The 12,500-nt window shown below is 45.5% G+C and carries 9 protein-coding genes; 5 read left to right on the top strand and 4 right to left on the bottom strand.

All coding sequences use genetic code 11. The features are described from left to right. The first annotated feature begins 253 nt into the window (after window positions 1-253). Window positions 254-826, top strand: coding sequence for a GerMN domain-containing protein (locus PSE6802_RS0106260; protein ID WP_019499193.1), 573 nt, complete (start codon window positions 254-256; stop codon window positions 824-826). Here PSE6802_RS0106260 and PSE6802_RS35250 read toward each other — a convergent pair. Continuing rightward, a complete protein-coding gene (locus PSE6802_RS35250; RefSeq protein ID WP_263970319.1) occupies window positions 823-951 on the bottom strand; it encodes a hypothetical protein in 129 nt (42 codons plus the stop codon). The genes PSE6802_RS0106260 and PSE6802_RS35250 overlap by 4 nt on opposite strands. Here PSE6802_RS35250 and PSE6802_RS0106250 point away from each other — a divergent pair. Continuing rightward, complete coding sequence (locus tag PSE6802_RS0106250) at window positions 945-1,604, top strand: hypothetical protein (RefSeq protein WP_051050563.1); 660 nt, start codon at window positions 945-947, stop codon at window positions 1,602-1,604. The genes PSE6802_RS35250 and PSE6802_RS0106250 overlap by 7 nt on opposite strands. 173 nt (window positions 1,605-1,777) lie before the next feature. On the opposite strand, the gene PSE6802_RS35245 is transcribed toward PSE6802_RS0106250, so the two are convergent. Then, window positions 1,778-1,909 carry a hypothetical protein gene (locus PSE6802_RS35245; protein ID WP_263970318.1) on the bottom strand — a complete coding sequence of 44 codons (132 nt, stop codon included), beginning with the start codon at window positions 1,907-1,909 and terminating at the stop codon, window positions 1,778-1,780. 896 nt (window positions 1,910-2,805) lie between these two features. Between PSE6802_RS35245 and PSE6802_RS35240 the strand changes: the two genes are divergently transcribed. From PSE6802_RS35240 to PSE6802_RS0106230, 3 genes are all read left to right on the top strand, one after another. Beyond that, entirely contained in the window at window positions 2,806-5,301 is a 2,496-nt protein-coding gene (locus tag PSE6802_RS35240; RefSeq protein ID WP_019499189.1) for an NAD(P)-binding domain-containing protein, read from the top strand. A 432-nt stretch (window positions 5,302-5,733) separates the two neighbouring features. Continuing rightward, window positions 5,734-8,820, top strand: a complete 3,087-nt coding sequence (locus PSE6802_RS0106235; protein ID WP_019499188.1) for a PAS domain S-box protein — start codon at window positions 5,734-5,736, stop codon at window positions 8,818-8,820. Window positions 8,821-8,832: 12 nt separating this feature from the next. Continuing rightward, entirely contained in the window at window positions 8,833-9,942 is a 1,110-nt protein-coding gene (locus PSE6802_RS0106230) for a hybrid sensor histidine kinase/response regulator (RefSeq protein WP_019499187.1), read from the top strand. Between the two features lie 133 nt (window positions 9,943-10,075). On the opposite strand, the gene PSE6802_RS0106225 is transcribed toward PSE6802_RS0106230, so the two are convergent. Continuing rightward, window positions 10,076-11,359 carry a hypothetical protein gene (locus PSE6802_RS0106225; RefSeq protein WP_019499186.1) on the bottom strand — a complete coding sequence of 428 codons (1,284 nt, stop codon included), beginning with the start codon at window positions 11,357-11,359 and terminating at the stop codon, window positions 10,076-10,078. Between the two features lie 18 nt (window positions 11,360-11,377). Then, on the bottom strand, window positions 11,378-12,442 hold the full coding sequence (locus PSE6802_RS0106220) for a DUF1517 domain-containing protein (protein ID WP_225902655.1): 1,065 nt from the start codon (window positions 12,440-12,442) through the stop codon (window positions 11,378-11,380). Window positions 12,443-12,500 lie beyond the last annotated feature (58 nt).

Genomic DNA, 12,500 nt, shown 5'->3' with positions numbered 1-12,500 from the left:
AGCCTATTGGCTATAGCTATAGCCGTAACGCATCGCTGCACCCCGTCCTGAGCCTGTTGGCTATAATCAATCAACCGCGCAACAAACTTAATCAAGTCCAAGTCAATATTTAGCGGTGCTATTTTAGCGATCTCGCTACAATTTTGGCGGTTAAGCTGTTCGCCATCGGATGTGAAGGCATAAAATGGTGGTATAAGAAACACTGACTTAAGGTGATTTCCCCTAGATACCGCATCTTAAGTGAGGAGAAATTATGAGAATACCTGTATTACAAAAAAAAGTTTGGTTTGGTTTAGTAGTCGCCGCCGCGATCGCTGGTGGCAGTACTGCTGCATTGCTCTACAACAATAAGATCGCAAACGAACCATCTGCCACAATTCAACCAACTCCTACAATCTCCCCAATTCCCGAACAACGGGTAACTATCTACTGGATTGAGTCCAAAGAAAAGCGTTTTGTTGCCGTGCCAATGCCTGTAAAGACAGCTAATACGGAAACAGCCCTAAAGACGGCACTTGCGACCATGATGGCGGAACCAACTAAACAACCAGGATTCTATAGCGCCATTCCCACTGGTACCAAAGTACTCGACTTTACGATTAAAGATAAAAATATCCAATTGAACCTGTCTAAAGAGTTCACCTCTGGCGGCGGCAGTGCCAGCGTCATTGGTCGTGTAGTTCAGGTTCTCTATACTTCTACTAGCCTCGATCCCGATGCCAAGCTGTTCCTTTCCGTCGAGGGTAAACCGCTTACTTATCTTGGTGGCGAAGGCTTAGAGATCCAGCAACCAATTACGCGCAAGGACTTTGCCCTGGAGTTTTAGGGCTTTGCCGATCTGCTACTCTTTTCGATCTGAAAACCGCTATACCAAAATAAATCCGATGCGATCGCGCTGGCGTAATCTAGATCGTTCCCACTCAAATGTAATAACGGTATAAGCGATGGCATCTCCAAATCTCAGATCGAGCGGCATCTTGTCGATCGCGGCGGGTCTGCTATTCGGGGGCTTTATGTTTTTCCATCCCGCTAACACCCCGCAGGGCGCGCTGGAAGACATCTGGGTTCCCGTACACGCGACGTGGCTGATTTCCTATTTGCTGATTATTTGCAGTTTCTTGCCGCTGTATCAGGCGTTTATCGCCGCACGGGGACTGCTGCCCAAAGTCGGCTATTATCTGGCTTTCCTCGGCACGGTTCTTTCCCTACCCATCGCTGTTTGGGACTCGTTTGTGGTGCCGTACCTGGCAAAGCACGCACCGGACTTTATCGCTCAGATCGAAGAAATCTCGATGGAAACTCCCGTGCTGGTTTTCCGCATCGTCTTTTTCCTGACCGTGCTTGCATTCTCTCTAGGTTTCGTTCTTTATGGGATCGCTGCGGTCAGATTGCTATCTATGCCAATGTTAGGGGGGATATGCCTAGCCGTCGGCGCGCCGACATTTTGGGCAGGCGCTTTGTTTTTTAGCCAGGGCGCGCTCGGTAATTTAGTTACGGAGATGGGGGCAGTTTTGTTTGCGATCGGTCTTGTGAGCTTGGGCGCGACCTTACTGACAAAATCGATCGATGGGGAAAAAGATTCTCTTGTTGCATCTCGCGGCTAAGGGGTTCCAAACAGCGATCGGGGCAGAAACATATTCATTACTTTCGCGATCTATTACAATTGCTGAAATACCAAATCCCGCTTTGCTAATCCCTTTGCTTGCAGCTTACGCAGACTATATTCACCAGGAGTTTTGACAATCCGCGCCGGCGGATTTCGTTTTTGTAGCTGTGGTTACTCTTCGAGCAGCCGCTTCGCACCTACAACCGCCAAACAAAAAGTTTTGTCAGTCAACCAGCCAAAAAACTCACCAGTCGAGTTAGCAGAGCCACACTGCATATCATTTATTAGTACTTTTATAGCCATAGACAAATCTGTTAGGACAGGGGGTGTGGGTGCACGGCCTCCACGCAGCGGTGGAACCCATGCACCCCATCCTAAGACTCTTGGCTATTGCTATAGAATGAGCAACGATCTTTTCATGTCTATATCCAGTAGTTATATAGCGGGGTTCACTTGAGAACGGGTTTTACTTTTGGGGTGAAGGGGTGGAACCCCTTCTTGGGGGTATTGCCCCACCCCCCTACTCTTTCCGATCTGAAAACCGCTATATAAAAGGGAAATCCAGGCAGAGCGGAAAATATTTACCAACATATTTTTAACTTAAATCGCTTTAGATATCATGCTGGATATCATGAATAAATTGAGGTTGGTATCCCACAAAATGTCCAACTAGAGAGCCGAACAGCTATCAGTACAAGTAAGGACTAATACCTTAATTCAGGTATACGTGGAGCGTATGAGCAATGAGCTAGATGCCACAAACCCTATTGCTGTAAGCCTTTAAGTCGGTTTACAAAACTTAATATTTATTGGGTATACTTATTAAGGGATATGAAGTAGTATTTGTAAAGGAATCGTAAATGTATAAGAACTTTTCTGAAAACTAGGGGAATGTGCTCTCAAGCTGATGTTTTATATCGGTATAGTTTTTAGTTTCTTATTCTTGTTGATAAGCAAAGGATTTAAGTCTATAGCCTTTTAAAGAACGCGATCTTGTCGGGTCTATACAAAGATAAGGCTTTAGGTGTCCATTTGCTACGCATTCAGTATTGCACGTCGATTATAGTGCGTTTGCTACAGAACTTTAACAGTTCTCAAGTTCGCTCGTCTAAGTTTTTATCTAAACTAAGTTCTCGTAGCCTAGAAATCGATAATCTAGAATCGCGTCCCAATCTATAAATTGCTTTTGAGGTTTTAGGATGAAAGAAATCATTGCAGCGATCGAACAGAAAAAGCGGGATTTTGCTCAATTGCCTCTGTTTGAGTTTATGCGCGATAAAAGCATAGATCCCTTGCAGAGACTTGCTTTTGCCCCTTGTGTCACCCCGTTTATCATGGGCTTCGGCGATCTTAACAAGCATGTTTTTAGGGATGAGCCAACAACTGACAAAATACAGGCAATCATCAATGAGCATACCTATGAAGACGATCGTCATTGGCTATGGTTTCTGGAAGATATTGAGAAATTGGGGCTTAATCATTCATTAAAATTCAATGATGCAGTAAAATTCCTATGGGGCAAGGATGCTAGTTTCTCTCATTTTGTTATTCATGAGCTATATCGACTAACTTTTCAAGCTTCTCCTATCCAAAAATTGGTTGTTACTGAGGTAAATGAAGCAACCGGGAATGTTCTCTTCACTGAGTCCTCTAAAGTTATACACGAGATCGTATCTAAGGTACCTAATACCCAAGATAAATATCGCTACTTTGGTAGCGGTCACTTAACTGTAGAACCAGGACATACTTATTGCTCGCCTGAAGCACAGCAAGTAGTCGAGAATACCCATCTCACAGAGGCAGAACGCAGTGAATGCATGAAGATTGTTGATAAAGTATTCGCTTTGTTTACTGGGCTTACAAATGAGATGTTGTCATACGCCAAGTCTCAAAATATTTCTCATGCGTTTTCTACTACATGTCTGTTCAGTTCGGCAGTAGAGTGCGAGCTAGACTACTTAATTATTGGGGCAGGCCCCGCAGGCATTCAACTTGGCTATTTTCTTGAACAAGCTAAGCGAAACTATCTTATTCTGGAGGCTGGAGCATCACCTGCCACGTCTTTCAAGCAGTTTCCCCGCCATCGCCAACTCATTTCCATTAATAAGCGTTATACGGGGTATGACGATCCGGAAATTAAGCTCAGATGGGATTGGAATTCTTTGCTCAGCAACGACAACGAACTGCTATTTACGGATTACAGCAAAGACTATTTCCCGGATGCCGATGCGCTCGTCCAATATCTTGGCGACTTCGTAAATCGCTTTAAGCTGAACATCGAGTACGATCGCCGCGTAACTAGCGTTACTAAGGATGGCACATTTAAGGTAACCGATAGCCAAGGTAAGGTATATGCCTGCAAGCGTCTAATTATTGCCACAGGTCTGGCAAAACCCTACCTACCTCCTATCCCCGGTATCGAGCTAGCTGAGAATTACACCGATGTCTCCGTCGATCCAGAGGACTTTAAGAACCAGAGGGTTTTGATTATTGGTAAGGGTAACTCTGGATTTGAGACTGCGGATCGGCTAGCCGCAACAACGGCTGCCATCCATGTTGTAAGTCCCACTTCAATTACAATGGCATGGAAGAGCAGGTATGTCGGTCATTTGCGGGCAGTCAACAACTCAATTCTCGACACCTATCAATTGAAGTCGCAGAATGTGATTCTCGATGCTTTTGTGGGAAAAATTGCAATGCGAGATGACGGTAAGTATGTGGTTTCTTTCTCCTATACACACGCCGACAGCGAACAAGAAGACCTCATTTACGATCGCGTCATTGTATGCACTGGCTTCCGCTTCGACACATCGATCTTTGACGAAACCTGTTTGCCCGAATTGACGATTAACAATCGCTTCCCCAGACAGACTAGCTCGTGGGAATCCACCAATGTCAAGGATCTATACTTTGCTGGCGTGCTGATGCACATGCGGGACTTCAAGAAAAAGGCATCTGGCTTCATTCACGGATTCCGCTATAACATTCGCGCTCTGTATCGCGTATTCGAGCAAAAATATCATCAGCAAGCGTGGCCGTGCCGCAAATTAGAGCCTACAGCCACAAGCCTGACCGAAGCAGTTTTGCAGCGCGTCAACCGCAGTTCAGCCTTATGGCAGCAGACGGGTTTTCTGTGCGATCTGATCGTCGTACCTGGCTCTGGCGAAGCGGCGCAGTATTATGAAGAAGTCCCAACTGATTTCATCCACGACAGTGAGTGGGGTCAAAGCGAACACTATTACACGGTGACGTTAGAGTTTGGCTACGATATCCTTGAGACCATTCCCGATCCTTTTGCTATACCCAGAGTTCACAAAGATGACATCGACAATTCTGCCCTGAGTACGGGCATCCATCCCATTATTCGCCATTATCATGGTTCGACACTGGTAGCCGAACATCATGTCATCGAAGACATCGCCAGTGAATGGTGCGAGGATATACACGAGCAACCCTTACAGCAGTTCTTCCAAGAAAAGCTTGCTATGAAAGGCAAGAAGCGGATTGGCACCTACTTGATGGAAGCTGGTTTGGTTACTGCCGAACAACTCGAAGAGGCATTAGCAGAACAAACCAGGATATCCATGCCTTTGGGTAAGTTGCTTGCCAGTCGGGGATGGGTCAGCCAGCAAACCATCGAATTTATGATGGAGAAAGTGATCGAACCAGAGAGAAAGTTTGCTTTGACAAACTAAACTCTGTAGATTTCTAGCGGACAGTTCTAAACAAGTAAGAATATTTAGAGGTTGGAGTGGTAGGGGCTTGTCCCAAAATAGGGGCGTAGCCTCTACAACCCCATTTTCATCATTACTTCTGTACCACTGTCTAGCAAATAGAACTATAGCGGTTTTCAGATCGGAAAGAGCAGGGGGGTTGGGGGCGTTGCCCCCAAGAAGGGGAGGCAGGGCGGTCTTGGGGGTTCCCCGCTAGAGCCACTGCCGTGTGGAACCCCTTCACCCCGTCAATAAAACCCCTTCTCAAGTGAAAACCGCTATACTGCCGTAAAAACACAGGGGCAGGTGAAGTCTTTTCATGCACTTGGGTACTATAACTATGTGCTTGCCAAATATACCAATTTGTGCAAGGCAATTAACGGAGGATTGCAGTGTAGTGTTTAGTTAAAGCGTATGTGCAGTTTAACGGGGGATAGAGTAGAGAATTATTGCGCGGTTTTGCGGCAATTTTTAGCGATCGAGGACGAAAATTCGGAATTATGGCAACTAACTTGTAAATCCAGGATAGAAGCTATATTAGCAACCCAAAGTACCAGTGAATTAATGGTCGTCCATCGAGAAGCACTGAGGATCTTACTACAGGAATATTCCGATCCCGAGATCGTAGGACAGATTGCCATTAATGCAAATGAATTTCTGGCTCAGGCACTTTTACTATTAGAAGAAACCAAAAACAAGACTTGCAGTCTTACCGAAATGGAACTAAGGGAAAGTGAAACAAAATTTCGCAGCATGTTTGAGCAGATAGCCGTAGGAATTTGCTACACCACTATTGAGGGCGGCTTTCTGCAAACAAACCAGAAATTTTGCGAGATAGTAGGGTATACCTCAGCAGAACTGCAGGCAATGAAGTATTTAGATATTACATACCCAGAGGATCGGGATCTGACTAATACTTTCCTCAACCAACTAAGCGGAGGAGAAATTTCCAACTTCGCGGTTGAAAAACGCTATGTTCGTAAAGGTGGGGATTTAATTTGGGTTCACAAAACTGTTTCTTTAATTGCAAGCCCTAAGGATGGATCGCGATGCTTGCTTGCCGTAATTCAAGATATAAGCGATCGCAAGCAGGTGGAAATGTCGTTAAAGCACCTCAATGAAGAACTAGAAACAAGAGTTGCAGAACGCACAAGTCAACTTTCTCAGCTTAATCGACTGTTAGCTGTGGAAATAGCCGAACGGCAGCGTACTGAGGCGCGACTTGCTGCCCAAATCGAACATCTTTACTGGGTCAACGATCTGGCATCTAATCTCAATACAGCTAACACGCTTGATGGGATTTATAATGTCGCGCTAAAGAGCGTCCAACAGACCCTCAAAGTCAAGCGTGCAGCAATACTTATAATAGACGATCGCGATATTCTTCGCTATCAAGTATCAATTGGGTTGAGCGAAGCTTACAAGCAAGCTGTAGAACAATACTGTGCGTCCCAGAGCAAGCTTCCAGAGACTCAGTTGGTAACTATTACTGATGCTAAGCAAAAAAAAGGCGACGAGCAACTGGATATATTGCGACAAGTTGAAGGCATTCAAGCTGCTATCTCATTCCCCATCCAATATCAAGGAAAGCAGTTGGGTAAAATCGTAGTTTACTATGATGCCCCCCGCCAGTTTAGCGATGCAGAGACTCAATTGGTGCAAGCGATCGCCACTTACACCTCCGTAGCAATCACGCGCAAAAATTCAGAAATTGCTCTTTTAGAAAGCCAGCGCTATGCGGAGAGCATTGCAGAAAGCGTCCCTGATATCCTTTACGTCTACGATCTGCTTGGGCAAAGGGTCATTTATATGAATGAAGCCAGCACGAGCATTGTGGGCTATACGCCAGCAGAAACAATCGCTATGGGATCGAGGTTACTCTCAACTCTAGTACACCCTGATGACTTGGCATTACTACCAAACTACTGCGATCGCATACATAGCCTCGCAATTGGAGAGGTCGTCGATTGTACCTACCGCATTAAGCATGCCAACGGCGAATGGCGCTGGATGTATAGCCGGGATAAGGTGTTTGCAAAAGATGCTAGTGGTAGAACTACCCAGTATATTGGTACTGCTCGCGACATTACAGATGAGAGAGCCAGGGAGCTAAAACTCAAGCACCAGTTAACAGCAATGGAAGCCTCGGCAGATGGCATTGCCATTGTCGATTTAAACGGCACGTTCACTTATGCTAACAATGCTCACGCGATAACTTTTGGCTACAGCAGTGCGGCTGAGACGATTGGCAAACACTGGAAAGATTTGTACGCCCCCGAGACGATTGACTTTGTAGAGAAAGATGTAGTTCCCATTATCTTAGCAACAGGAGCATGGAAGGGAGATCTGATCGGCAATAAGAAAGACGGTACGCAATTCCCAGTTGAGGTATCAATTACATCGATCTCAAATGAAGAAGGCCATTTAGAAGGTGCTGTCTGTATTTATCGCGATATCAGCGATCGCAAGCAAGCAGAAGAGGAACTGAAAGCAACTCAAAGGCGGTTTCAATCTATTCTAGACAACTGCCCTGCGGCGATATATGTCTTTGACAAAGATGGAAGACATATATTAGTAAATCGTTTTTACGAGCAGAAATCCGGCTATACAAACGCTGAGTTATACGGAAAAACTTTATTTGATGTATGGGAGCATGACTTCTCTAAAGAAGTGTTAGCTACAATCAATCAAACAATTAAGTCCGGCAAATCAATGGAAATCGAAGAAACTGTTCCTCATGATGATGGGTTTATACATGCAGTTACTTTAAGGTTCCCACTACTAAACGATCGAGGTATTCCAGATGTGGTTTGCAGTATCTCAACAGATATTACAGATCGCAGGCGAGCCGAGCTAAAGCTAGAGGAGTCTCTCAAAGAAAAAGAGCTGCTACTGCAAGAGATCCACCACCGCGTCAAAAACAACCTGCAAGTTGTAGCAAGTCTTTTAAATCTTCAGCAACGCACTATTAAAGATCCTGCAATTGCCCAGTTATTTGAAGATAGCCGCAATCGCATTTATGCAATGGCAGCGATTCACGAAAGGCTCTATCAGTCAAAACAACTCAATCAAATCGATCTCGGTGCATATGTACGGGATCTCGTCAGTAGCTTAATTCAATCCCATGACATTAGAAATAAGGACATTCAATTTGAAATAAATACCGATCTCATTGAAGTCAATATTGAAACTGCCATACCCTGTGGGTTAATCGTCAACGAGCTAGTTATAAATATTTTCAAACATGCTTTTCCAGATCGCAGCGAGGGAAGGGTATTAGTTGAATGTTTGGCAATTCGTGACGGACGGATTAGGCTTAATGTTTGTGATAACGGTGTGGGTATCCCTGCCCATATCGATTTTAATAGGGCTTCATCCCTAGGGTTACGAATAATCAACCAATTATCTCGTCAGCTTAAGGGGGAAATGAAGATCGAAGCCGCTAATGGAACGTGCTTTTCCCTCAGATTCTCAGAACTAAAATATCGCAATAGAGTTTAGATTATTGAAATTATGACAGCAACAAAAATTCTAATTGTAGAAGATGAACTGTTGACTGCTATGAGTCTGGCAGACGATCTCGAAGCTATGGGATATGAAATTGTTGACACTGTTACGTCTGGAGAAGAAGCTATTCAGATCGCAAACGATTGTCAACCGGACTTAATTTTAATGGATATTAATCTTGCGGGTTCAATTGATGGTATTGATACTGCCCTAGAGATTCGCCAGCATCTGAATATTCCCGTCATATTTCTGACATCCTATAATAGCAATGAAACAGTGAAAAGAGCTCAGCAAACAGGCTCCTTTGGCTATTTACTCAAACCATTTAAAGTAAAAGAAGTTAGCACATCTATAGAAATAGCTCTCAGCAAGTACCAGGAGGAGTTATCGCTGCGTCAAGCTTTGGCAAGTGCTAAACAATATAGCGAGCAGCAACTGCAATCGCTGGCGATCGCTGCCCATGAATTCCGTACACCTCTCAGTGTTATCCAGCTATCGACTGACATGCTTAAAGATGGTGGAGATAAGCTAGCACCTGATAAAAAATCCAAACATTTTGAACGCATACAGCGATCGATCGATTCCATCTCACAAATGATTAAGGATGTCTTAACTGTGGGGAAAGTAGAGTCAGGAGAACTCGTCTGCAATCCATCCCCTCTAGATTTAGATAGATTTTGTGCCGAGTTAGTTTCAGTCTGCCAAATTCATGCCAGTAAACTGCACCAAGTTACCTATCAGATTCAATATCCTGATGAGGCCGCGAAAATTACCCCTAATTTAGATCCAGATTTACTATTAGCTATTCTCTCTAACCTACTGACAAATGCGATCAAATATTCCCCGCAGGGTGGAGAGGTTAATTTATCTGTTACTTGTAAAAGCAATAACGTTACTTTTGAAGTACAGGATTGCGGCATAGGTATTCCCACTGAGTATTATCCAAAAATCTTTGAGCGCTTTGTGCGAGCTGAGAATGCCAACAAAATTAAAGGTACTGGACTGGGACTAAGTATTGTTAAGAATCTCGTCGATCTGCATAAGGGTGAAATAAAATTTGACAGCAGAGTCAGCGAAGGTACAAAATTTACCGTAACCTTACCATACTTGCTGTGAGAGTTTGCATTCTCATTGACTGTCAGAAGTCCTGAAAAGCCCAGATTATCTTTACCAAAAAGCTTTGTATTGAAAGCGTTCGATTGCTTACTAAACCCGCCCTTACAGAGATTTGTCAGTCAACCAGTTTGCTCTAAATGATATAACCAATATCGGCCAGTGCGGCGATATCCACAGATGTAGCAAAGTCTCGCATCCCAGGTGAAGCAGTTGCATCCATTAACGGCTCCACGCCATTTATTCTGTAACCAGTGGCAAAATGCCCCAGATCGGGTGCTGGTGAGAGCGGCACCGGGTTGCCACCATTTGCAGCTTTCACGCGATCGCCATTGAAGCTGGGATTAGCAACAGAAACCAGGTTAGTAAAAGCCTGAGACGTACCGAAGCCCAGCACGTGAGCGAGTTCGTGCAGCGCGATCGAGTAAAAATCAAAGGCATCGCTTGGGATATCGCCAGCAGTATCTAAAGTGGGATCGAAGAACCAGTTTGTCGCCGCATCGAATGATATGGAGCCAATCCAGGGTTCAAAGTTGCTGCCCGTATAACGTAAATTGCTTTGAGAAAATCCAGATGGGCCAGCTACCGCAAGTGTAGCCTCTCCTAAATTCCTGCTTCCCACAAACACCAGCAGATCGTCTATGGGAGTATCCGTCACAAATGTATCGTCCACATCAGTTTGAGGATTGCCGACAAAGGGGGTTGGCGTTCCTACTGGGATATCTGGGAATTCATCTTTGATAATGCTTTCCCAGGTATTCGCGGCTGCTTCTAATGCGGCGCGCCGTTGCGGATCGCTAAAGAATCCATTAGTATCGTAGCGATAATCAAAGCGAATATCGAAACTAGAGCTTGCTTGCCCGGATTGGCTGGGAGATCCAGTGTCAGATATGGTTCTAAAATTGCTAGCCGCGATCGCGCCAGGATCGACACCAGTCAAAATCGCTAATACCTGCCCAGTTAAGCGATCTTGAATTACAGTACTGACGGCATTATTCTCGGTTGTACCTGAGATATTTAGATCGCCAAAGGTGAGATTACCTGCTAAAGCGATCGAGTCGCCACTGCTAAAGTCAACGATCCGATCCGTGTCCTGAGAGGATGCCAGCACGAACGCATCGCTGCCATCCCCGCCCGTAAGGGTATCGGCTCCAAGGTCACCCCACAACGTATCGTCTCCAGCGCCACCCAAGAGAGCATCCGTACCTTTGGCTCCCCGCAGAGAATCGTTACCGCGACCGCCATAGATCGTATCCGCGCCTTGTCCGCCACTAATCGTATCCGCACCCTGATTGCCGTTTACGAGGTCATTGAGAGCGAGTCCTCGCACCACATCATTGCCAGCCAGGGCAGTAATATTATCTCCATCTTGAGTGCCTTCAAGGGTATCGCTGCCTGATGTACCGTTAATTACTGCCATAAATGATTGGAAAGACGACTAAATCTGCACTATATCTGAATATTCTGTTAGTAGCTCGTCGTAGGTGAGGCTATCGGTTTCGGCCTGCGGACTCCATAGTAACTCAAATACCAGGAGATGGCTGGGTGGAATTGCCGCGATCGCTTCCAATGCCGCTTTGAGATCCGCTTCCGATCTGATTTGACCGAATAGAGGCTTGTCGTGTTCCGTCCCAATAATCATGGTCACGACGATGTATGCCGCAGGCTCTTTTTCCGGATCGACGGCGATCGGGGTTTGCTTGCGATTGACACCGCGTACGTTTACCAAACTCTCAACGCTAAATTTGCTGCGCTCGGCTACCGAAATTTGGTTGAAAATTTTCTCGGCTGCTTCTGTTTTAGTTGCCTGCGAGCTAGACAGCGCGTGCGTCCAATTTTCTGGGGTACGCAGCAACGCTATTACCGACTCTTGCATCAACCAGTGCAGTCCTTCTGGTGTATTCGTATCGACCTCTAAGGCGATCTCGGATAATCTGGACTGAAGTTCGCGAGCCTGTGCCAGTAAAGCCACCTGTAGCTTGGTGACGGTGACAGTGTCGTTGCCCACCTCGCCCTGGGAGAAACCACCAGTGAAATTATTACTGCTAGTAGATTGCTTGATCAGGTAAAAAATCCACCAACCAATGCCACCTATGACCATGAGCGCGACGATAATGATGATGAAGCCTAAGAATGCATCCCCACCAGAGGAACTGGTGGAGGTGAGACCAGAGCCAGTATTAGTACTGGGGCGGGATTGACCGTTGTTAATAATTACTGGTACTACAGTCGTGCCACCACCGCGATCGCGATTGCTGTCAAAGGATCTGCTGTTATCTGGGCGCGAGTTCGTGTCATTAGAGCGACTGGGCGTAGTGGAGCGCGATGGCGATGATGGTGACGATCGCCGAAACGACCCACCGCCGGTGCGCCCGCCACTACTTTTGGCATAGGCATAGCGGCTGGAAGCACTCGGAACGAAATTGCCTTGATTGCCTGATAAATGCCCAAACCGATTAGAGACTTGACTCAAATCTGCTAAATCGATCGCTGAAAATGCCAATAGGGTACCTAGTACGTAACGAAACTTTATTTTGTGCATGATAGAGGCTAAACTAGAT

This window comes from Pseudanabaena sp. PCC 6802 (assembly GCF_000332175.1).
Lineage (GTDB): Bacteria > Cyanobacteriota > Cyanobacteriia > Pseudanabaenales > Pseudanabaenaceae > PCC-6802.
This window is presented reverse-complemented; position numbering and strand designations above follow the sequence as displayed.